This window comes from Dictyobacter alpinus, assembly GCF_003967575.1.
GTDB lineage: Bacteria > Chloroflexota > Ktedonobacteria > Ktedonobacterales > Ktedonobacteraceae > Dictyobacter > Dictyobacter alpinus.
On sequence record NZ_BIFT01000001.1, the window covers coordinates 376,191 to 400,019 of the forward strand.

The 23,829-nt window shown below is 48.1% G+C and carries 18 protein-coding genes; 14 read left to right on the forward strand and 4 right to left on the reverse strand.

The window, feature by feature from the left end:
• From trpB to aroF, 4 genes are all read left to right on the forward strand, one after another.
• On the forward strand, positions 1–1,236 hold the full coding sequence (trpB, locus tag EL633_RS01470) for a tryptophan synthase subunit beta (protein ID WP_126625497.1): 1,236 nt from the start codon (positions 1–3) through the stop codon (positions 1,234–1,236).
• A gap of 92 nt (positions 1,237–1,328) precedes the next feature.
• Positions 1,329–2,186 carry a tryptophan synthase subunit alpha gene (gene trpA, locus EL633_RS01475; RefSeq protein ID WP_126625498.1) on the forward strand — a complete coding sequence of 286 codons (858 nt, stop codon included), beginning with the start codon at positions 1,329–1,331 and terminating at the stop codon, positions 2,184–2,186.
• 416 nt (positions 2,187–2,602) lie between these two features.
• Positions 2,603–2,971 carry a chorismate mutase gene (gene aroH / locus EL633_RS01480; protein ID WP_126625499.1) on the forward strand — a complete coding sequence of 123 codons (369 nt, stop codon included), beginning with the start codon at positions 2,603–2,605 and terminating at the stop codon, positions 2,969–2,971.
• A 199-nt stretch (positions 2,972–3,170) separates the two neighbouring features.
• Positions 3,171–4,250 (forward strand): 3-deoxy-7-phosphoheptulonate synthase, encoded by a 1,080-nt coding sequence (gene aroF, locus EL633_RS01485; RefSeq protein WP_126625500.1) that lies wholly within the window; start codon positions 3,171–3,173, stop codon positions 4,248–4,250.
• A gap of 68 nt (positions 4,251–4,318) precedes the next feature.
• Here the strand turns inward: aroF and EL633_RS01490 are convergent, their stop codons facing one another.
• Positions 4,319–4,819, reverse strand: a complete 501-nt coding sequence (locus tag EL633_RS01490) for a 6-pyruvoyl trahydropterin synthase family protein (RefSeq protein WP_126625501.1) — start codon at positions 4,817–4,819, stop codon at positions 4,319–4,321.
• A 197-nt stretch (positions 4,820–5,016) separates the two neighbouring features.
• Between EL633_RS01490 and EL633_RS01495 the strand changes: the two genes are divergently transcribed.
• From EL633_RS01495 to EL633_RS01535, 10 genes are all read left to right on the forward strand, one after another.
• Positions 5,017–5,337 (forward strand): SCP2 sterol-binding domain-containing protein, encoded by a 321-nt coding sequence (locus EL633_RS01495; protein ID WP_126625502.1) that lies wholly within the window; start codon positions 5,017–5,019, stop codon positions 5,335–5,337.
• Positions 5,338–5,534: 197 nt separating this feature from the next.
• A complete protein-coding gene (locus tag EL633_RS01500) occupies positions 5,535–6,032 on the forward strand; it encodes a helix-turn-helix domain-containing protein (protein ID WP_126625503.1) in 498 nt (165 codons plus the stop codon).
• Between the two features lie 498 nt (positions 6,033–6,530).
• Positions 6,531–8,390 carry a glycoside hydrolase family 15 protein gene (locus tag EL633_RS01505; protein ID WP_126625504.1) on the forward strand — a complete coding sequence of 620 codons (1,860 nt, stop codon included), beginning with the start codon at positions 6,531–6,533 and terminating at the stop codon, positions 8,388–8,390.
• Positions 8,391–8,959: 569 nt separating this feature from the next.
• Positions 8,960–9,139, forward strand: coding sequence for a site-specific integrase (locus EL633_RS38055; RefSeq protein WP_126625505.1), 180 nt, complete (start codon positions 8,960–8,962; stop codon positions 9,137–9,139).
• Positions 9,140–9,246: 107 nt separating this feature from the next.
• The gene (typA, locus tag EL633_RS01515) at positions 9,247–11,112 is read left to right on the forward strand and encodes a translational GTPase TypA (RefSeq protein ID WP_126625506.1); all 1,866 of its coding nucleotides are present in this window, start codon (positions 9,247–9,249) and stop codon (positions 11,110–11,112) included.
• 365 nt (positions 11,113–11,477) lie between these two features.
• Positions 11,478–11,651, forward strand: coding sequence for a hypothetical protein (locus EL633_RS36430; protein WP_161981857.1), 174 nt, complete (start codon positions 11,478–11,480; stop codon positions 11,649–11,651).
• A 323-nt stretch (positions 11,652–11,974) separates the two neighbouring features.
• Positions 11,975–12,238, forward strand: coding sequence for a glutaredoxin family protein (locus EL633_RS01520; RefSeq protein ID WP_126625507.1), 264 nt, complete (start codon positions 11,975–11,977; stop codon positions 12,236–12,238).
• A gap of 40 nt (positions 12,239–12,278) precedes the next feature.
• Positions 12,279–12,920, forward strand: a complete 642-nt coding sequence (locus EL633_RS01525) for a DUF2085 domain-containing protein (RefSeq protein WP_126625508.1) — start codon at positions 12,279–12,281, stop codon at positions 12,918–12,920.
• 117 nt (positions 12,921–13,037) lie between these two features.
• Positions 13,038–14,510: a tRNA (N(6)-L-threonylcarbamoyladenosine(37)-C(2))-methylthiotransferase MtaB gene (gene mtaB / locus EL633_RS01530; protein WP_126625509.1), complete on the forward strand. Its 1,473-nt coding sequence runs from the start codon at positions 13,038–13,040 to the stop codon at positions 14,508–14,510.
• Positions 14,491–15,645 carry a Vgb family protein gene (locus EL633_RS01535; protein ID WP_161981858.1) on the forward strand — a complete coding sequence of 385 codons (1,155 nt, stop codon included), beginning with the start codon at positions 14,491–14,493 and terminating at the stop codon, positions 15,643–15,645. The genes mtaB and EL633_RS01535 overlap by 20 nt, the downstream gene beginning before the upstream one ends.
• 22 nt (positions 15,646–15,667) lie before the next feature.
• Here EL633_RS01535 and EL633_RS01540 read toward each other — a convergent pair whose 3' ends face one another.
• From EL633_RS01540 to EL633_RS01550, 3 genes are all read right to left on the reverse strand, one after another.
• The gene (locus EL633_RS01540) at positions 15,668–17,695 is read right to left on the reverse strand and encodes a S9 family peptidase (RefSeq protein ID WP_126625511.1); all 2,028 of its coding nucleotides are present in this window, start codon (positions 17,693–17,695) and stop codon (positions 15,668–15,670) included.
• Positions 17,696–17,944: 249 nt separating this feature from the next.
• Positions 17,945–18,772, reverse strand: coding sequence for a hypothetical protein (locus EL633_RS01545; RefSeq protein WP_126625512.1), 828 nt, complete (start codon positions 18,770–18,772; stop codon positions 17,945–17,947).
• A 681-nt stretch (positions 18,773–19,453) separates the two neighbouring features.
• Entirely contained in the window at positions 19,454–23,530 is a 4,077-nt protein-coding gene (locus tag EL633_RS01550) for a hypothetical protein (protein WP_126625513.1), read from the reverse strand.
• Positions 23,531–23,829 lie beyond the last annotated feature (299 nt).

Below are 23,829 nucleotides of genomic sequence, written 5' to 3' on the forward strand. Positions count from 1 at the left end.
ATGCAACAGGCAAAAACTCCAAACACTTACCAGCACGATGTCTATCCCGATGAGCGGGGACGCTTTGGTGACTTTGGTGGCAAATTTGTCCCCGAAAATCTGATGGCAGCCCTGGCTGAGTTGGAGGTCGCCTACAAAGATGCCCTGCAAGATCCTGTATTCATGGCGGAACTTAATCAAGAGTTGGCCAGCTATGTCGGGCGTCCAACAACATTGCACTATGTTCCACGTTTCTCCGAGTTGATCGGTAAGGACGTCAAGGTTTACCTGAAACGTGAGGATCTCGCCCATACCGGTGCCCACAAAATCAATAATGCTCTGGGTCAGGGTATGCTGGCGAAACGCATGGGCAAAAAACGCATCATTGCCGAGACAGGTGCAGGTCAACATGGTGTGGCAACGGCCACCGTTTGTGCCAAACTTGGTCTGGACTGCATCATCTACATGGGTGAAGTAGATATCCAGCGTCAATCCCTGAATGTCTTTCGCATGAAGTTATTAGGGGCTGAAGTACGCTCTGTAGATAGTGGTACCAAAACATTAAAAGATGCCATCAACGAAGCCATTCGCGACTGGGTCACCAACGTTGATACCACCTTCTATCTGTTCGGTACAGCCGCGGGTCCAGCCCCCTATCCACGTATCGTGCGCGATTTCCAGGCCATCATTGGTCGCGAAGCCCGGCAACAGATCATGCAGCAGGAAGGGCGCCTGCCCGATCAGATCTATGCCTGTGTTGGTGGCGGTAGTAATGCCATTGGTATCTTCTATCCTTTCGCCGATGCCAGCGATGTTGAGTTGATAGGGGTTGAAGCCGGTGGCAGCAGCATGGAACCTGGTCAGCATGCCTCCACTCTGGTGGTTGGTCGCCCAGGAGTCCTGCATGGCGCGATGAGCTATCTCTTGCAAAATGAAGATGGACAGATTTTGGATACCCATAGTATCTCCGCTGGACTGGATTATCCTGGTGTGGGACCAGAACACAGCTATATGAAAGACAGTGGTCGCGCCAGCTACGTTACGGCCAGTGATGCAACCGCGCTCAGAGGTTTAGAAGTACTCAGCCGTACCGAGGGTATCATTCCCGCCCTGGAGTCATCACATGCCATCGGCTATCTGCTAGAGCAGGGAGAGCAGGGCAAGATTGCTACGGGCTCTCTGATTATCATCAATCTCTCCGGTCGTGGGGATAAAGATATGATGACGGTCGCCAAAGCCTTTAACGTCAATCTATAAGTAGGGATTACCTGACTAAAACAGGCGTTGATACTGCCCTTAGTGAGCGTATCAACGCCCTCCAGGGACAATGGATGCAGGAGGAAATAACCATGGAAACAATCACAAGCAGTAGCATTGAGCAGGATGGCCATGGGGTACCGGCACAAAAGATTACCCGTGCCTTTGAACGTGCCCATGCTGAGGGACGAGGAGTGCTTATCCCTTATTTTATGTGTGGCTACCCAAGCGCCAAGGCTTCAGTTGAGATTATTCTTGCTGCCGCTGAAGGCGGGGCCGATATTATCGAATTAGGCATGCCCTTTAGCGATCCTCTCGCGGATGGAGCAACCATTCAACATGCTGGCCATATCGCGCTGGAAAATGGGATGAGTATTCGAGGCTGTATGGAGATCGCTCGTCAAGTTTCAGCCAGAACAGATGCCGCATTACTCATGATGGGCTATTATAATCCTGTTCTCTCTTACGGATTAGAGCGTTTTTGTGCCACAGCCAGGGCCAACGGTGTGAGTGGCTTGATTATTCCAGATCTACCAGCAGAAGAGGCTGATTTATTGCAAGCCGCCGCTTATCGCCATGGCCTTGCCCTGATCTTTCTGGTGCCCCCTACGGCTCCTGATGAACGCATCACGATGGCGGCCCAACGTACCGCCGCTGGACCTGGAGGTTTCATTTACTGTGTGTCGCTGAGTGGTGTAACTGGCTCGCGTCAGGAACTGCCACCACAGTTACAAAGCTTTATTGAGCGTATTCGTAACGCAACCCGGCAGTATCCCCTACCACTCGCAGTTGGCTTCGGACTCTCAACACCAGAGCATATCGCCAGCGTCACCAGCTATGCCGAAGGGGCTGTCGTCGGTAGTGCCCTGGTCAAATTAATCGATCAGAATCAAGCAGGAGATCCAGCGGCGGCCGTAAAAACATATATTCAAAGTCTGAGAAAACACTAGGAGTCTGTCAGACATCACTTAATGAGATGGCAGGGATGCAAAGGGAAGCCAGACTCATTTGATAGGAAAGCGGGAATGCAAGGGGAAGCCAGACTCATTTGATAGAAAGCGGGAATGCAAGGGGCGGCAAGCCCCTTGACTGGGGGATCCGGGGGCTGTGCCCACGGTTTCTCCCCTCCTACCGCCCGCGTAGCGGGCGAACAACCAGGGCAACAAAACAGGCTCATAAGCTACCGCTATCGCCGATTCTAACTGATTTCGATTATCGACAGATTATGTATACATATGAAAGCACACACTAACAGTTAGATGATACAGATAAAAAATTGCTATCATCCTATACAATAGAGGATAAATCCACCTGCCTTTATCTCATGAGTAGGGGGGAGGTATCCAGTGAAAGGGATGGTGCCGTGATGTATTGTCGAGGAATTCGTGGTGCGACTACAGTAGAACATAATGAACGCGAGGAAATCCTGGCAGCAACCAGAGAATTGCTCGAACTAATAATCGAAAAAAATGAGCTTAAAAAGGAAGATATTGCCAGTGCGATCTTCTCACTAACAGCCGATCTTGACGCAGAATTTCCTGCCGTAGCAGCCCGGGGATTAGGATGGACCGATACCGCATTGATGTGCGCTCGCGAAATTCCTGTCCCCAATAGTCTCGGAAAATGTATTCGTGTGCTCATACATGTAAACACAACTCGTAGTGCTGAAGAAATACAACATGTGTATCTCAAAGAGGCGGTGAATTTACGCCCTACATTTAATGTGGATGCGTAGGTGGAGGAGTAATCATTCCCTGCATAATGGAATACAAGTGACACAGAAAAGAAGCAAGTACCGGCCGGCAATCATGACGAAGAGGTCACGATGGACCGTTTATGCTACCGATGTATACATAGAAGCTATCGGGATGATGCAATGACTCCATTTGTACTTCCAACCTCTCTGTTATTTCATTCATAAGGAGTAAATTTTCATGATTGTCGTAATGAAATCAACCAGTAGTGACACAGATATCCAACATGTAATCACCTTTCTAGAGAAGCATGGACTCAGCGGCCATCTTTCTCAGGGTGTCGAGCGTACGATAATCGGTGTGCTGGGAGCCGTCGGTGCAACAGGCGCCCCTGGTAGCATTGGCGGGATTAATCCTGCTATTGGCGAGGCACTTGAAGGACTGCCCAATGTGGAGAATGTAGTACGTGTCTCCAAACCATACAAACTTGCCAGCCGTGAGTTCCATCCAGAAGACACGGTGGTTGAGGTTCCTTCGGCCTGCGTGGAGGGTGGTGTGGTACGCATCGGCGGGAGCGACATAGTAATGATGGCTGGTCCCTGTACCGTTGAAACTGAAAAGCAATTGATGACAACCGCCGCGGCTGTACGTAAAGAAGGCGCGGTGATCTTACGTGGTGGTGCCTTTAAACCATCTACCTCACCTTATGGCTTCCGTGGTCTGGGAGAAGAAGGCTTAAAGCTACTGGCGAAGGCTCGCGACGAGTTTGGCATGGCGATCATTACCGAAGTCATGACTCCAACCGATGTGGCAATGGTCTGTGAATATGCTGACATCCTCCAAATTGGCACACGCAACATGCAGAACTATATGTTGCTGGATGAAGTAGGTCGTACCCGCAAACCGGTCGTCCTGAAACGGGGTATGTCCTCAACCTTTGAGGAGTGGCTGCTGGCTGCTGAATATGTGCTTTCACAGGGTAACCGCAATGTTATCCTCTGCGAACGTGGTATCCGTACATTTGAGAAAACCACCCGCAATACCATGGATATCAGTGCAATCCCGTTGATCAAACGCCTCTCGCACTTGCCAATCATTTCTGATCCCAGTCAGGGAACAGGTCGTCGCGATCTGGTTGGTCCCATGTCACTGGCATCAATAGCCGCAGGTACCGATGGACTTCTCATCGAAGTGCATCCTAATCCAGACGAGGCACTCAAAGATGGTGCACAATCCGTGACCATCGAGCAGTTCCATGACCTGATGCCCCAGGTACACGCCGTTGCGGCAGCGATCGGTCGCAAGCTCGTTACCAGATAATATCAATGATAGTACATACCAGGACCTATCCCACATTCAGAGGGAGGTCCTGGTGTACATCAATCACATTACGAACGTAGATCTTTCTGATAATAAGCCATCTGAGTTGGAGCCTCCTCTACACCCACCATGATTGTGTGTAGATTGGCCGCTGGATACTCCTCAAGCACCTTACATAGCTCTTCACAAATATATTGAGCAAGGAGTTCAGCTGTAGAGTTCTCAATAGGAAGCTCAACCACGTCCGTTAACGGAAAAACATAGCGCCGCTCACGAAAACGAATCTCCCACGCGTCAGATAAACGCGTTAGCTCTAATTGAGCATTATGTAACGGCAACAAGAAACGATGGTCAAGGTGCTGGCAGATCTCTTTGGTACGCCTCTTCAAAACCGTAAAATCAAAGACTACATTATCTGGTCCAAGTTCACCCTCTACCTCTACCAACACTCCATAATTATGCCCATGTAAACGCTCGCATTTACCACTATAGGTAATGAAATGGGCTGAGCTAAAATGCAGATAGCCACCTTCTACCTTCACCTTCCGCAGAATTCGCGTACCAGCCATACCAGGATCCTCGTTTTCTCTTAGATTATACGTAAACAAGTGTCAAAATTGCTTCTCAATAGCATACCATTGCTCCTGATGTGACACAAGAGCAAAATACCTTAGAGCTTGAGAATTGATCTCTACAGAATATGGTATACTAAAAAAAGGCTAGCAGGGGCCCTCCCTGTGCAAATGACAAAGGAGACAAATAGACAATGAAAGTTGTTGATACGTTCGCAGCCATGCAGAAACTCTTCAATCCAGCCGCGGCCGCTGGGCTGAATAAAAACATCCAATTAAACATTACTGGTGAAGATGCAGGCACCTATGCCTTGAAAATTCAAAACCAGACCTGCGAACTTGTCCCGCCAGAATCCATCAAACCCGACCTTACCTTGACCATGAGCGACCAGGATTGGATTGCCCTGACACAGGGACAGCTCAATCCAATGAACGCATTTCTCTCAGGTAAAATCAAGGCAACTGGCGATATGTCACTGGCAATGAAAATTCCCAATCTATTTCCAATGAAATAAATAAGATTTTTACCTCCATAAACAGGCAAAAAGGGTGGATACTGTTAATGTGCAGTATCCACCCTTTTAACGCTTATGAGGCACCAAACCTGATCAACCTTGCAGTACTACAAGGACCTATGGTATACTCCTCTTGACTAAGTAATGTCTTTGCCAGGCACTTTTGGAATACGGCAACCCGTAGAAAGGCGTCCGACATGGTTCTTAGGAGCAGTGAGTTACATCATAACCTTCAATACCTCAATGGTATGTTGACTACTCATGAGGCGGCGAAACATTTGGATCTCAGTTATTGGCACTTTATGCATCTGGTAGAAGCTGGAAGAATACCTGGAGTACGGGTAGTTGATCGCTGGCTATTTTCACCAGATGACCTGAATGACTATAAACGAAGTAAATTTGGAGTCATGGAAGATCTGGCCAGAGCGGCTCTGGAAAATCCCCGCATCGGACTCACAGAGAAACAGGCCATCATTTGCCACTATCTCCTTGCTAATCAACGACCATCTGAAATAGCCCGCAAGCTTCAACAATCTCGACAAGCAGTTCATTCACAAATATCACTGATTCGTGAAAAGGTCACACGAGTACAAACAGCCTCTCTTATCCCACCTGAATCAACCACAGTAAGGAACGCAATGCCAGTCACCAAACGCACAACACGCGGTAAACGCATGCAAGCACCACTATCGTAACGCGTGCTTTCAAAATAATCAGGCAAATTCAGCATTAAAGATCTATATATTTCTAAATGCTATGAGTTGCTTCTTTGTGAATATAGGAAAAAGAGATTATTCTTCGGAATTATCTTCTAGAATTCGACGCCATATATTCTGCTGATTGGTTTTAAATACAGCACGCATATGTCCTGCATAAGCCAGGCTGTCACTTCAGGAAGATCAGCTTTGATGACTGCGAAAATAGCAATCATGCCTTTCGTTGTGCCTGCAATTAATGCTATCAACCACTTCGTTGTTGCTCCGTAATGTAGATAACCCCTTCCATAAACCATGTCGATATATCCACCGACCACCAGACCATCCCCATAAATAAGCCGATTTTTTTCAGCGTCTGGTGTACACGATTCAGCCCGACAAGTATGGCTACAAGTACTCAGGATAAGCAAGCACAACTATTATCAAAAGCAACACGTATCAGATACAGATACAAATTTGCAAATGAGGAAATGAGCTGTGCAAGAACAAACATCCCCACTACAACTGAAAAACAAAACATATCAGCCAATCGAAGATTATGGCGTCATTGGAGATTTACATACCGTCGCCCTGGTTGGTAAAAATGGTGCCATCGATTGGTGCTGTATCCCACGCTTCGACGCTCCCAGTGTCTTTGGCGCTCTCCTCGATGTGAATAAAGGAGGCACATTCCGTATCAGTCCAGCTTTTGACCAAACGGTTAGTATGGGCCGTCGACAAATGTATCTACCTGAAACAAATATTTTAATTACGCGTTTCTTGACGGCTGATGGAGTGGGAGAAATTGTTGATTTCATGCCTATCAAGAAATCAGGCAGCAAAACTCTTCAGCATCATATTATTCGCGAAGTCAGGGTGGTGCGTGGTTCGCTTCCCTTTGAGATAATCTGTACTCCCGCTTTTAATTATGGACGCGATCCCCATACGCTGGCGCTCTCAAATCATGGCGTCGTATTCCATAGTCAATCATTAAGTCTGGGATTAGCTTCAACAGTTCCACTGGAAGCGGATGGACAGGGTGGTGTACGAGCAAGATTCACCCTACAAAATAATCAAAGCGCTTATTTCGTGCTGGAAAGCGCGCAGGATCACGATTTAGAGCCCAAACCACTCAGTTCAAGGCAATATGAAGCTGCATTCCAAGAAACAAAAGATTATTGGCAAAAATGGCTCTCACAGTGCCAATATCAGGGTCGCTGGCGCGAGATGGTTCAGCGCTCGGCCTTAGTTTTAAAACTTCTGACCTATGAGCCAACTGGTGCAATTGTGGCAGCTCCCACAACCAGTTTACCCGAAACACTCGGCGGCCAACGCAACTGGGATTATCGCTATACCTGGCTACGCGATGCAGCCTTTACGATCTACAGTCTACTCATCCTGGGATTTTATCAGGAGGCCCAGGCTTTTATGGGTTGGTTGGATGCCCGTTGCCATGAACTCGAAGGCAATGGCTCACTGCAACCTATGTATACCATTGATGGCGGACATGACTTGCGCGAGCTCAACCTGACCCATCTAGAAGGTTATCGTCAGAGTGCACCAGTTCGAATCGGCAATAATGCCTATAAACAAAAGCAGCTAGATATTTATGGCGAATTGATGGATTCTATCTATATCTTTGATCGCCATCAGGATATTTCTTATGATCTCTGGCATAATCTGCGTCATTTGCTGAATTGGCTAGGAGATCACTGGCAGGAACCGGACGAGGGCATATGGGAAGTTCGCGGTGGTCAGAAACATTTTGTACATTCGCGTGTCATGAGTTGGGTGGCCTTTGATCGTGCGATCCGCATCGCCCGCCACCGTGGTCTACCGGCCCCTCTGGCAGAATGGACAAATATCAGCTCCCAGATCTATGAGGAAGTAATGCAGCAGGGCTGGAATGAAAAGTCCAGGAGTTTCGTGCAGTATTACGGCAGTGAAGCTATCGATGCCAGTTCACTCCTGATGGTCCTGACCAAGTTTTCCGGACCAACTGATCCTAGAATGATGGATACAATTGACCGTATCCAAAGAGAGCTCACCAGTGACTCACACGTCTATCGCTATAATCCAACCCAGGCAGCCAGCGATGGACTAGGTAGTACCGAGGGAACATTTAGTCCCTGCAGTTTCTGGCTGGCGGAAACACTGGCCCGCTCTGGACGACTCAGCGAAGCGCGCCTGGTACTGGAGAAGATGCTTACCTATTCTAATCATCTTGGCCTTTATGCCGAAGAGATCGGGCCAACGGGAGAAGCCCTGGGCAACTTTCCACAGGCATTTACCCATCTCTCACTCATCAGCACTTGCTATAATATGGACCGTGCCCTCAACGGCACCTTGCAACGCTAAATCGAAGAGTATCGCACCAACGCTACTCCCAAAAGTTTTAGGCTATGGTACTAATAAAGTTTTGTGCTGCGGTACCCACAAAGTTTTAGGCTTGATTATAGTACTAACAAAAAAATTTAGGTGACGCTGCAAACATGTGCTGCAGCACATGTTTGCAGCGTCGCCTAAAACAAGCTAGCTCCCGTCAGGGAACGAGTGTGGAAGCGGAACATGAGCGCTTTGAGCACAAAAGCCCTGACACTATCCCACAAAGAGCATAGTGGGAATAACTGACCCACTGCTTTTGTTATGATAAATATAAGACAGGCAAAGTGGGGGATAAAGCAGAAAAGCTATGCACATCAGAGAACAAAGATTGCTAGAAGCACAATTCCTTTGCCTACTAAAACCATCTATGTTTTCTTAATCCAGATGTATATACCCCAAAAAAGCTGAAATAAGCAAATTCCGCATGGAAATATCTTGATTTAGCACTATCAACTCGACAGAAACGCTTTATTAGGATAAAATCTTACAGGGACTCATTGATTTGATTATTATGCAATCTGCAAGGACGCATAATTACCAGAATGCGATTTCATGACTTGCGACATCCCGCAGCCACTATTGTTTTGGCCATGAGCGTTGACCCCAATGTTGTATTACAACGACTCAGTCATGCAAACGTACTAATAACGCGAGGTGGGTATGGACATCTCACAACGTCCATACGACCAGAAGAAAAAACTCTTCAAATTATTCTTTTTTAAACGTTCGGCAGAAAAGCAAAGATTCGTAAATAGTTGTGTCCAGATAAGCACATGCTGAAAAGTTTGCTGTAACATCTGCTGTCACACGGAGGGATTGATAAATTACTATGCAGGCTGAAACGGCTTTACAGGCAGGCTCAAAATTGGTTAAACGAAATGATATTCGGAATGTCGCGATTATCGCCCACGTAGACCACGGTAAAACAACTCTAGTAGATGGATTGCTTAAGCAGAGCCATATCTTCCGCGAAAACCAGCACATGGGCGAACTGATTATGGACTCCAATGACCAGGAGCGTGAGCGTGGTATCACCATTCTGGCAAAAAATACAGCTATCGATTATCGAGATGTCAAAATCAATATCATCGATACTCCCGGGCACGCCGACTTTGGCGGTGAGGTAGAGCGTGTGCTTAATATGGCCGATGGCTGTATCTTGCTCATTGACGCTGCAGAAGGTCCTATGCCTCAGACACGCTTTGTGCTTCAGAAAGCGTTGGAACTTAATTTACAGCCAATTGTGGTCGTCAACAAAATTGACCGCAAAGACGCACGTATCGATTATGTTTTAGAAGAGACACAGGACCTTTTCCTAGAACTGGCTACCGCCGATAGTCACCTGGACTTCCCGGTGCTTTATGCCATCGGACGTGATGGTGTGGCTATGTATAATCCCGATGATGAGCGTAAAGATTTACAACCATTGTTTGACACTATTGTGAAAACAGTGCCAGCCCCCAATGTTGAGATCGATGCTTCATTCCAGATGATGGTTACAGCACTGGACTATGACGATTATAAAGGTAAGTATGCCATTGGACGTATTATTCGTGGACGCATTGCTCCCAATACTCCAGTAGCACGCATTAGCCGCGAAGGTGAAGTCTCTCGCCAGAAAATCAACCTGGTGCTGAGTTATAAGGGCCTGGGTCGCACCGAGGTTGATGAGGCCGTGGCTGGCGATATTATCGCACTAACAGGCATTGCTGATGCTAACATTGGTGAAACTCTGGCAGATATCGACAATCCAGAAGCATTACCAGTACTTGAGATCTCTGAGCCAACCCTGAAAATGACGTTTGGTGTAAATACCAGTCCATTCTCAGGACGTGAGGGTAAATTCTCAACTTCCCGGCAGTTGCGTGCTCGCCTCTATCGCGAGTTAGAGACGAACGTGAGCTTGCGCGTCGTTGATGGAAATACTCCTGATGAGTTTGTTGTTTCCGGTCGTGGTGAGTTACACCTCTCGGTCTTGATTGAGACACTGCGTCGCGAAGGTTATGAATTACAGGTTTCGCGCCCAGAGGTCATCACCCGTGAAGATGAGAACGGTCATCTTCAGGAGCCGGTCGAGCATCTGGTCATTGATACCAAAGATTCCTATATGGGTGTGCTAACTGAAGCCCTGGCGGTTCGTAAGGCTCAGCTAACCAACATGACCAATGATGGCAGTGGCAATATCCGCATTGAGTATGATATTCCAACACGTGGCCTGATCGGCTTCCGTAATGCCTTCTTGACTCTGACAAAAGGTAATGGAGCGATGAGCAGTTTGCTCAAAGGCTTTGTGCCCTGGATGGGCAAGATTAATAGTGCTCGCATGGGGGCGCTGGTCGCTTCCGAGCTTGGTACCGCCGTCACATATGGTCTGGGTAATGCTCAGATGCGTGGTGATACCTTTATCGAACCTGGCACGCCAGTTTATGAAGGTATGATTGTAGGTCTCAATGCTCGTCCAGATGATCTGGTTGTTAACATCTGTAAGGAGAAACAGAAAACGAATATCCGTTCTTCTACATCAGATATCTCGGTACGCCTGACCCCTCCGATTTTGATGAGCCTGGAGCAATCGCTTGACTTCATCAATAATGATGAGTTGGTTGAGGTTACCCCTAAAAACATCCGTCTGCGTAAACGTTACCTCACCCAGCACGAGCGTTCCCGTGCACGTTCACGCGAAAACGATCAGTAATAATCGTCGCTCATACGAGCAAAGAGAAAAACGTCCACCTCCGTTTTAAGCGGAGGTGGACGTTTTTCTCTTTGCTTGCCATAGCTTTTGAGAGTATCATGACAAGCTCATACATATCAGAAGCATGGTACCTGCACAAACTCATCCTTTGTAATACCTATACATCTTTTATTGCTAACTCTAACCCAAAATTCCCATTCTGCCCAAAAAGACTATACAAAAGATCTATAAATGTGGCTATATATATGTATCACCATGACCGATAGTCATTCAATATGACGGACTAGCGCCCAAATCAGGAACGCCGACGTTCCCATTTATCTGATTGGAAACAGAATTACTCAGACAGAAATGGAGAATCCATCATGGCAAAATTTCTGCGAAAAGTGGCCTTTGTCCTGTCGATCTGTTTGTTTCTCGCCTGCACTCCTGTAGCCTGGGCTAAACCAGTTTCGGCTCATGTTACGAATGTGGTGACAACTCACAGTTCTGTTACACCTCACGTCACCTGTCCACCACCACCACGAGGCTGCTGGTAAGCTAAGCTAGGGTCACACCTCATCGCATTATATTGATATACATATATATAATATGATGAAATGTAGCTCTTCTGCGCTTTTCATGTTCCTTTTTGGCGCCTGCGGCGTCGGGTTGGGGGTGTGGAGTGTGTGTGGTACGCGGCTGCAGCTGCGCACCACACACACTCCACACCTGAAATAATGGACATCTGATCGCTTACTAGTGATCACCCGGAGACCTCTGGCGAACATGAAAAAGCCCTGACCAGAAGTGGGCTGAGTTTTACCTGTTGAGCACGATATGGTATGATTAAGGTGATAACTATTAGACGGAGCACAGCAACGTGGAAGAGTATATTGAAGAACGACCCAGACCGCACGTCACCTTTTATACAAAAGCCGGCTGTCATCTTTGTGATGAAGCCAGGGACATGCTAGACGAAATTGCCACAGAGATCCCATACGACCTGACGGAAATCGATATACGCCGAGATATGCAGCTTTTTGAGCAATATCGCTATCGTATTCCAGTCATTCTCCTCGATGAAACTCTGGTGGCGGAAGGCCGTATAGAATATAGTGATCTGGCAGCAGCCTTTGAAGGATAAGTAACCAAAAGCAATAGCAAAAAAAAACAAGGAAGTACCTATGGCCATACAACCATCTATTTACAATCAGCAACGTCGGGCTATCCCACCCCACACTATTCCCGGCCGACCTAAATCTGCATTTGAGCGCTTTGTTGATCGCGGTGGCGATTTTTTGACCGACTATTGGGCGCATATTGTCATGATCGGTTTAGGTATCCTGGTTGGGACAGCCATTGCGATTCCTTTCCTGTCTTATTTTGGGCTGGATAGTATTGCCAAGCCATTATTCTTCTCGCTGCACTATGTTTGCGCCCAGATCCCCTCCCACTCGATCTATATTTTTGGCCATCAACTTGGTCTTTGTGAGCGTAACTTCTCTATCTATACTTCCATGTTCCTCACCAGCCTGGTCTTTGTCTTAAGCAAAAAACGCCTGCCTGGTATCCCCTGGTGGCTCTGGATCTTGATGATCCTTCCGATGGCCTGGGATGGTACGACTCAGATGTTTGGTTGGCGCGAAAGCGACTGGATATTACGCGTGATTACTGGAACGTTGTTCGGCGTTGGTAATATCTGGTTTGCCTTGCCTCTGATGCAAAAAAGTATCCTGGAAACGACGCTTCCTCCTCATCTGCAGCAGCCTCTTGTACAGAAAGCTCCAACGACTACAGCCAGGTCACCACAAGCTCCACAGCATTAATAGGGTCGCCACTACTACCCAATGTAGGCACAATGCGCTATAATCTAGCGATAGAAAATTGAAAGAAACGTTATAGCAAACAGGCATCACCAAGAGGCCAGGAAACTAATAGAGAGTATGTCCAATAATTTACAGGAAACAACGTTTGCAGTTACGACACTGGGCTGTAAAGTCAATCAAGCAGACAGCGAAGCCATTAGTGATCAGATGAATGCGGCTGGTTTCGCACAACGCGACTTTGAGGAGTCCGCGGATATTTATATTGTGAATACCTGTACCGTAACGCATCTGGGTGATAGAAGTTCACGACAGTTGATTGCGCAGGCTCACCGCCGCCATCCTGATGCCCTCCTTGTCGTCACTGGCTGTTATGCCGAACTTAATCCACAGGCCGTCTCCGCTCTGCCAGGTGTAAATATGGTGATTGGAAATACAGTCAAAGATGAATTGGTCTCAACTATCCGCGAGAAGATCTTGACGCAGGGCGCAAACGAAGAGCAAGCAATAGTTACCGAGAGTGATAATACGTCAATACTTCGACGCAGTTTACCCGTATTGCCCCTGGATACCCAGCATATCGGTAGCGATAATGCGTTAAACTTCGATGTACAGGAAGAAGAACCACAACCGGAAAATCCAGCACGTCTGACACCGTTTACAGATAATACACAGACGAGTGAACTGGCGAACAATCGTCTGTTCTCGCGCACCCGCGTACAGATGAAGGTACAGGATGGTTGTGATAATCGTTGTACGTATTGTATCGTGCCGTATGTACGCGGCAAATCGCGTAGTCGCAGTATTGAGGCGGTAGTCGAAAATGTGCAGCGCAAAGCTCGCGCTGGCTATCAAGAGATTGTGTTGACCGGTATTCACCTGGGCGACTACCACCCCGATGAGGATGAAAAGCTGGATCTGGGCGATCTGATCGCCACACTCTTACGCGAGACAGAGATTCCCCGTATCCGTGTTTCTTCATTGGAGCCAGAGGATTTCCAATTAGAGTGGTTGGAGATGTGGGCTGATCCACGCATGTGCCGTCACTTACACCTGCCAATGCAGAGTGGCTCGGATGCTATCTTACGACGTATGGCTCGTCGCTATAACAGCGAGCGCTACCGCACTATCGTTCAGACCGCCAAGCGTATGGTTCCCGGTATGGCGATCAGTACCGATATCATTACTGGCTTCCCGGGTGAGACCGATGAGGATTTTGAACTGACCTATCAGTTGGCACAGGAACTCGAGTTCGCCAAATCGCATGTTTTTCGTTTCTCGCCACGTCAGGGAACTCCAGCGGCGCGCATGCGTGGACAGATTAAAGATATGGACAAGAAGGCCCGTAGCCAGCGTTTACTCGATCTACATGAAGAGCATAGCCGCTTATTCCGCGAACAATTCCTGGGACAATCTGTGCCGGTGCTGATTGAACAATTCAAGCATGGCAAGTGGGAAGGCTTGACGGATAACTATATCCGGGTAGAAGTCGCTGACCTCCCTGAAAATGCTGATGGCTGGCAACATACAGTCGTCAAAGCGCGCCTGAACACCCTGATTGGGGATGGCGTCTATGGCACTTACGTTGAATAAAACATCCCAGCTACGTTACCAGAGGCCAGCCTGGAGATATCTCTTGATGCTTGGCCTCATCCTGCTTTTATCAGCTTGCCGAGATACTCCTCCTCCTACTAACCACTCAACCGAGCCGATACCAGCAAATGTAAACCAACCAGCCGATGTGGCACAGGCTAACGGTACCTTCAACGAATATCATGTGCCACAAGATAAAAGCGGCTTGATGCGTCCAGCAGTCGACCGGACCGGTCGGGTCTGGTTCGGCGAGATGGGACAAAATTATCTGGCTTCATTCGAGCCTGAAAGCAAAAAATTCACCCAGATCCATCCCCCGCATGGGCAGGCTGGCATCATGGGACTGATTGTTGCCCCGGACGATACAATCTGGTTCGCGGAGCAGTATGCGGATTATATTGGTCACTATGATCCACGCACCAGACATTTTACCACGTACTCTCTGCCACAGGTCACCACGCCCGATCCCAGTAATCCCAAACAGACGTTAAGCCTACCCAGCGCCCCCAATGAGTTGGTGATGGATCAACAGGGGAATATCTGGTTCACCGAAATGAATGCGGACTCCATCGGTAAGCTAGAGGTGAAAACAGGCAGGTTTACCCATTATCCTCTCTCCAACCCGCGCACAGTCCAAAAACTCAGCCCCTATGGCATCACCCTGGACAAAAATGGCACTATCTGGTTTACCCAGTCTGGAGAAAGCAAGCTTGGCCGTCTGGATCCCAGCACGGGCGCGATCCATGTCTATACTCCCCCGGCATCAGCACAGCAGACATCTGTGTTAATGGAGGTCCATAGCGATCCAGCTGGCATGATCTGGCTTACTACCTTTAACACCAACGACCTGCTCCAATTCGATCCGCACAAAGCCAGCTTCACTGCGTATGCCGTTCCCCTCACGGGCCATGGCATACAGGGGATCTATGGGCTAATAGCGACTTCCGCCAATGACATCTGGGCCACAGTAGCAGTCTCGAATGCTATCGCCCACCTCAATGTGCACACAAAAACCTTCACCTACTATCCTATCCCAACCGAAAATTGTACTCCGTTAGGTATCAGCCAGGGACCAGATAAAAGCTTCTGGTTTACGGAATCAGCCACCAATCAACTTGGACAGCTGATTCCATAATCCAACCTGCAAGTAATCTATCTTATTGCAGGTGAGAGTCAAACCACTCCAGTATATGTTGCAGACGAATCTGCCGTAATTTTGGGTGGCCGCCGCGTGAGAGGCCATGGCTCTGACCCTCAAAGCGGATAAATTTGACTTCGCGTCCCATCCACTTCAAGGCCGCAAAAAGTTGCTCGGCCTGCTCAATATTGCAGCGCAAGTCTTGCTCACTGTGAATGATCAGCAATGGTGTATGGATATTCTGGACGTAAGCAATCGGAGAGTGCTGCATATAGCTTTCCAGATTCTCCCAGGGAGTAGTACCCAGCACATCACTGGCCAGATCCCAACCGATATCACTACTGCCAAACATACTGGCCATATTGCTGACGCAGCGATCAGTGATAGCAACTTTAAAACGATCAGAATGACCGACCAGCCAGTTAGTCATAAAACCACCATAGCTACCGCCAGTTACCGCCAACCGTTGCTCATCAATATAGCCACGACGAATAACTTCATCCATGCCAAGCATGATATCAATAGAATCTTTCTCACCCCACGCATTACGCACGGCATCAGCAAATTCATAGCCATAGCCGAGACTACCACGAGGGTTACAATAAAAGACCACATAGCCCTGGGCTGTCAACAATTGCATCTCATGAAAGAAGCCATAACCATAACCGGTGTTGGGGCCACCATGGATCTCAATCACCAGTGGATATTTACGGGTTGGATCAAAATCGTGCGGCTTCAAAATCCAGCCCTCAATCTCCCAGCCATCAGCGCCAGCATAAGTGATTCGTTCAGGAGTTGAGAGATCAAGTTCATCGATCAGCGCATCATTGGTATGTGTAAGTTGCTGCAGTTCCCCTGCTGACAAAGTTGAACGCACAAAGATTTCTTGCGGCCGTGTAGCACCACCAACCAGCAAGGCAAAGGTCTGGGCAGCCTGGTCAGCACTGATATCGCGCACATGTATTTCACCAGGTGTAAGTACAGGAGGATCAACATTATCATTCTGGCTGGATAAAGCAAAGATCTGCGAGGCGCCATGATAGGTCGCGATCGCATACAGGGTCTCTCCATCCGCTGACCAGATTGGTGCAGGCGCTAGATGTTCATCACCAATATCCGAGTTTGTCCAATCGGCAAACGAGCCAGTGAAAGTACTTGAGAGGCAGGTTGGAGCACCCTGTCGGGCATCAGTAGCGATACGATATAAACGTAGTTGTCCGGCTGAATGCTGCTTAGGAGCTCCTAGAAACGCGAGTGCTTGTCCGTCTGGAGACCAGGCAAGCGATGAGCAACCAAGCTGGCCATTGGTCAGACAACGCAGGTCGTTATTATGCAATGTTAAGACATAGATGTCATCACCGGGATGCTTCCAGCGGTCCTCATTATGATTTGAAGTAAACGCAATTTGTGTGCCATCGGGTGACCAGATTGCCTCATTATCATCCCAATCACCATCGGTCAACTGTCGCGCCTCACCACCTGTACGATTGATCAAGAAAAGATGGGAGCGGCGCTCATTAATGAAACCAACGCCATCCAGACGATACCAGAGCCGATCAATAACGCGCACCTTTGGCAACGCTTTCCCCTCTATCGTCTCTTCATCTTCCGGACCCACCGGGGCATTAAATACCACCTTCTCTCCATCTGGCGACCAGACCGGGGCTGCGGCACCATGCTGCATAAAGGTGAGTTGCTGTGCTTCGCCACCATCGGTCGGCAAGATCCAGATTTGTGGCTTTCCTTTACCCTGTTTCTTTTGGATGGCAGGATCATGGTTGGCGGCCTCTCCAACACGCTCAGAAACAAACGCCAACCAGCGTCCATCTGGCGACCAGACTGGACTATGCGCATTGGCGGAGCCGCTGGTAAAACGTCGGGCTTGACCGTCCTGTAGAGACGCAATCCAGATAGCTGAATGATATTCATGCTTCTGTCCATCGATCGTTGTCTCGACATAAGCCACACGTTGACCATCTGGCGAAATACGTGGACGGCTAACAAATTTCAAAGCATACAAATCATCAATGGTAATAGATCGTCCCATAGCTTTCCTATCCTTTTTTTCACACAATAGAAAAAAACCCGTGGATCCCTTATATTCTCTGTAAAGAATAATACCACGGGTTTCTCTGGCACGTCTCTTTTATGTAACGCTATGTGCAAGCTTTCTCGCGGACATCTCGCGCCAGCAAGGCTCACTTATTTGTGGGGAGGAAAAATGGAGGGGGGTTGCACCGCATCTTTTTCCCTCCCCACAAAAGTTAGTATGTGGGAAACTTGCTCATGGCATTATTTAGCGACGACGACGACTGCGACGATCTCGCTCCAGCGCAATATCCAGTGTCTCATGCAAGCGTTCAAAATCATCAACATCCAGTTGTAGCTCAATGGCGGGCAAATCTTCGGGACGAGAACGACCATCCTCAAACAGTTGCAATACCATCACCAACTCCACCTCATCCAGGCTTAATAAGCCATCATCAGTGGGTAACTCTAATGGATTCTCAACCGCCTCGTCATCATCACTCTCTTCGGTGCTGTCCGCGCGTGGAATAAACTCGATATTGGTACGAACACATTTTAAACGACCAGTGATCTTCAATGCATCCGTTGACATCTCTTCGGCAAGCTCGCGCACAACCTCCATCATCTGCACAAACGCATCTTGTAACTGCTCTAGTGCATCTTCATCGTTATCTGTTTCCAGTTCCGAGCTCAATTCACCATGACTCTGGTTCCCGGCTGTGGCATCTGGTAAACGTTGCCGTGCCAGTTCGTTTAGCTGCTTAAGCGCCTGCGCAAACGCAGGCGAAAACGAGCTACTATCACGTTCAGCTGGCTTTACCGCTTCTTCATGCTCTGCCTCGTCGTGATTAAACACTGGCTTCTCATCATCATCATCATCATCATCATCCCCTACATCCAGGCCAAGCGCCGCCTCAATCATCAAGATTTGCTGATGAAGTTGCTCAGCCACTTCGCGTGGGAAATAAGAAATAACACGTGCCTGACGCGAAGCCGCCAGTAATTGAAACTGGGGCCAATCCCGGTACCGTTCACGACCACGCAGATAGCGAACTTCGACTACACCTAGCGTGTCCAGCCGCAGCGAAATTTCCATGACTCCCTCCTCATAAACCGAACGAACCGGCTATTAGATCCATTTGTAATGCTACCAACCCATAATCTCTGATTTTCATGCGTAATAAGTCCACATGAACCAGAAGATATCTGCTTTCTCTATAAAAGGGAATATAAACCATTTATATACAATTACCACCCTGACAATTAGAAATTTCTTATGCCCTCTGGCGCTACCAGTGTTCTAGAAGAGTTACTCCTCCTTCTAGACTACCTGATATCCACTCAATTATCATCAGAGCTCATAGAGGACAAAGATGGTGATAGGCAGATGTAATTTGGATATAGCCTGCTTCAGAATATATGCCCCCATCATATCACAATGAATAGTAATTGAGACAATTCTAACGGCCAGTTTCCTTTAGCTGAGGATATCTTATTGCTTTGGCAGGTGAGGAAAATAAAAGTATAAAAAAAGGGCCTGGAATAATAAAAGCATTATCACAGACCCTTTTTCTTAGATAGTGTTTGTTTCCCACTCTCATCGGGGAGCATGCAGCTAGCCGCACTCGGGCCCTGAAGGGCCCACCCTTCTTTTACGTGTGGTGTCAAATGTTGCGCGATGCGCAACATTTGACACCACACGTAAAACCCTTAGAGCGCCAAAGGCGCGAAAAAAACGATCAGCGGGGCATGGATTTCATGCGAATCAAACACTATTTTAGTCAGCCTGTTGCCAGAAAGCAGTCAGGCGGGTACGTACAAGCAGAAGGGTGGTCGCCAGGATAACGAGCAGGATACCAAGTAGAAAGAGAGCCATAAAAGTTGGAATACCTAACGATGGGAGGAAAAGCACATGAATCGCAGCCACAATGATCAGGGCAGCCGAACTCAGGACAAAGAAACGAGTATGCGTAATAAAGCCAAGCATCAATAAGAAGATGGCTTCACTTGCCAGTAAGAGGGACGGCGCAACATTACTATGTTGAAAGCTGAGTAAAAGGGTAGGGCCAAGTAGGAGGCTGGCGCCAGCTATCGAACAGAAATGACCTATGTTTTCACGTTCAACAATCTTCTCATCACGACTAATAAAAGGCGCGATGGCAATCAAGTAGATAGCGGGTGGGGTACAGAAGAGTGTTAATTCTGTCTGCCCAAGGGCCCACAATTCCCAGCTCAGCGTCAATGTGCATAAGAAGCCTGCAATATAAAATGCATAATGGCGCTGTGCTTGAGTAGTCTGCAAACGCCCCCACCATGCGATCAGGATAGCAAAGGTAAGCAAGGCAAATGCGCCAGAATGAGCGATGTCACCGCCATTGAATACAGAGAGGAAAGCGAAAGAAACTATAAGAAACTGCCCCACTAAAGGCACAATCCTGTAGAACTGGAGACTGGACACAAAGGTTGTTCCATTTGAAATCAACTGCCACATATACTGTGTGCCAAAGAGGATTAGGAAGAAGACGCTGATTAACTCCAGTTGTCCCCAGAGTGGTATCGATAGATGTACGATGGTCCAGATGGCCAGCGCGGCTAGCAGCATGTTTAGCGCTGGAATACGCTCCAGGAACATTATGCATCCGGCCAGGATAGTGAATAGGGTGAGTATAACAAGCACGATTGGCAAGGGCAGGCTGGTCCATTGTATCTCTATCCAGGTGCATGTAATAGCAACATCACAGACGGCGATAGCATACCAGATCCATCCCCATGAGCGCAGGGCCTGTAGTTGAGGGTGACGCAAGAGACGCAAAACGATAGCCCCGAGTATACAAGTTAGCAAAACTCCATTGGCAAAGGAATAGAGCACCAGCTGTGTCTGTGACTGGCAATTTATGCTGCCAATTATTGGCAATTGAACCGGTGTAGCACAGGTTACGATCGAGGGCAACAAAAGCATACCCCAGACAGCGAAGAAAACCACCAACCAGAGTCCTACGCGCTTACGCTCCAGCAGAGAAATGCCATAGGCAGTCAAGGCATATACGAAAAGGATCAGTGGGATCGCTGCATAGAAGGGGGTATTTACGCTATTAAACATGCCCTGTATACCTGTCAAAGCTGCCGCAAAAAGAGCAGTTGCATACAGCGGCAAAGCATAACGCAGCCACTGATGCCGTGGTTGGCCTGTGACTGAGTCAAAGTCAGAGCGAATTGAGCGAATTCCAACGCCAACAATGGCAAAGATCAATGTCAATAATGGCGGTCGATACAGGTCTCCTACCAATCCTGCCACGTAGACAGCCCAACAAGCCAGGGCAGCGAATGTCCATAATAAGGCTAGCTGCATGAACTCTTCGTGCTCTATGACACCAACCAGATAGACGAGCAGGGCAAAGAAAAGTAAGGACCATGATTCCGGCTGGTCCCACCCCTGTACGGATCCCTGGAGTCCCATCATGAGCACAGTACCGATAGCAACTACATACCAGGGCAAGGCCCACTTTAGCGATGCCAGGCGGCTTATCATGGCAGCTATCAGTAGAGTGACGATGGCAACGCCTAGCAACCACCAGTAGTGGTTATCCGGCATCATTACCGCAACCAGGCCAAAGCCAGTGGCAACAAACAGTGGCCATTTTCCTTTGTCGATGGCGGCTACGCCATACCAGATCAGGCCCAACAGGGCCAATTCCAGTATAAAAAGGACGGAGGAAGGAAGCCAACCAGTCAAAATCACTTGTGAAGATCCATACTCAATCATACCAAAGGCTACGCCATACAGAAGGGCAATCACATATGCAGCCCAGAAACGGGAGAATGGTTGGCCGTTTCTATGCATAAGAGGGGTCAAACGTGCCTTTTCCCAGCGCGTAAGTCCAGCGGCCAACAGCGGTGTCAATAAACTCAACAGAAGAAAAATGTTGATGCGCAGGGACAGGGGAATCAGGGAGAATGACGCAAAGCCAATGGCTACCAGTAACCAGACAGGTAAATTCAGATAACATGCCAGAGCATATGAGCTTAAGGTGTATACAAGCAGTAGTACAATCATACCTTCAATGGGCAGATTAAGCCCCATCAGGAGCGATTCCAATGCCACACACAGGGCAAGGGCAGCCAGCGGATAGGACCAGGCAGGATGTATCCATCGATAAAAAATGCCCGCGATACAGGCACTTCCCAGAGCAAAGCAGCAAAGTCCCCAGGGGATAGAGAGGTGACTCCATAACAACATCTGGGTATAAACATCATTTAAAACCAATCCCGCCAACAGCACAAGCCACATCCAGCCAGATTGTTTATGGGTGAGGGGTTTCTGCCAACCAACATGATTAATCACCACTCCCAAAAGGAGTGCGCTTCCGACAAGCAAGGCCAGACAAGAGATGGGGAACCAGGTGCTTGCAACAAAACCCTGAGCATAAAATGCATTTGCTTGATACGCACTAGAGAAGATTTGGATGATGATAGCAGGATCGCTCAGATAAGCCACCAGGACGACCAATGCTATGACCAGGATATCTAAATGCTTGGCGGTAGCTTTGAACGGCCAGTTCCCCTGTAAAAGCTGGCGGGCCATCAACCAGCACAAGCCAGCCAGTATGGTTAATACCAGAATAAAGCCAATGGTGGCGGCTTGAAACAGAAAAAGCAATGAGAATACGCAGGCCAGAACCAGGTACGGTACTATTTGAGCCAGCGCATAACGTCGGGTGAGCCAGATATATGCACAGATCCAGACGAGTAAAGCACCCAAAAAAACTGAGACCGAAGCACGTAATGCGACATCACTGAATGAAAAGCGTATATCCACCAGATAGGCTGCCAGTATAAACCGTACCTCTACACAGACGCTAGCGATCACAGATGTATACATCAGGAATAGACCTGGTTTGCTCAATAACGCTTTACCAACATTGCTGTCAACAGCAGCACCAGGTCTGCGCACCAGGACTAGCAACGGAAAAGCTAACAGCAAGAAGGCGTAAGGCCACCAATAAAATTGCAGATGTAAGGCTGATGCGGTCGCTACATCTGTCACTGCCAGGGCGGCCGCTGCCAGATAGCCAAACAGCTGAAAACGCTGATAGATCGCTAATGAACTATATGCCAGGGTCGCATAAGCCGCCGCGATCGCAATTAAGGTAGGAGCCGTCAACTGTACATTACTTAGCAGGCGGTAAAATGAGAAACCTACCAATGGAACCTGCAGCGCAAAAATGGCGGTATAAATGATAGAAACGGTACGTACCTGGGGAAAACGAAAGGTGATCGCACCTGTTGCGCCAAAGAAAGCATGCACCCCTAATAGGACCAGAAAAGCCAGCAGAAAATCTGGCGTGGTGGCAATAAAGCTTAAGGAGCCAACCAGAATCAAAAATGCGCCTAATGAAGCCACAATGTTAATCGATTGGTCGGCAAAAAAGTCTTGAAATGAAAACGCCTGTTGCGGGACAGGCGCAGGTTGAGCAGGGGTTCGCGCAAGGGAAACATCCATAGCAGATTTCCCCTGATCAGCCAGTGGAGTCGTAATGGCAGCAGCCCTGGCTGGAGCAACCTGCACGGGTACCGGCTCGACAACATCTACTGGTACTTGTTGATTGACCTCAACAGCTGGCTGAGCTTGCACCTTACTCAAATAGGATAGTCGACGCTGGTAGCGGCTCATAAGGTCCGATACGTTTAGGGCTGCACCACCATACACTGCTACCCGCCCCAGATCCTTAAGCGATCGTTCTAGAAAGTGCATTTCCTCAGTAAGTTCGATGGGATAGCCACAGCGCGGACAGTCCTGTCCACGGCCAGCAATTGGCAACCCACAGCAATTACAATGGGAAGCGTGTAGTTGCATATGAACTCCTTTTCAAAAGCCACGTAGATAATATATGCGCTTACATAAATCTATTAAGCATTGCATGAAGTAGAGAACTAAAAGTGTGTCAGTCATATAGGTTATCAATAGTCTACTTGAGCTTCGGTGCTATCCGACAGTGTCACATGCCCCATGTTTGAGGCACTTCAACAATACTTGACAAAAAGCAATAAATAGGTTACGCTTCTTTTGTTGAAAAAAATAGATCTACATCTGAAAAGTTCAGGAGTATTATGTTGAGTACGATAAAAGTGAGCTTCAGGTCGGATATGCGCCGT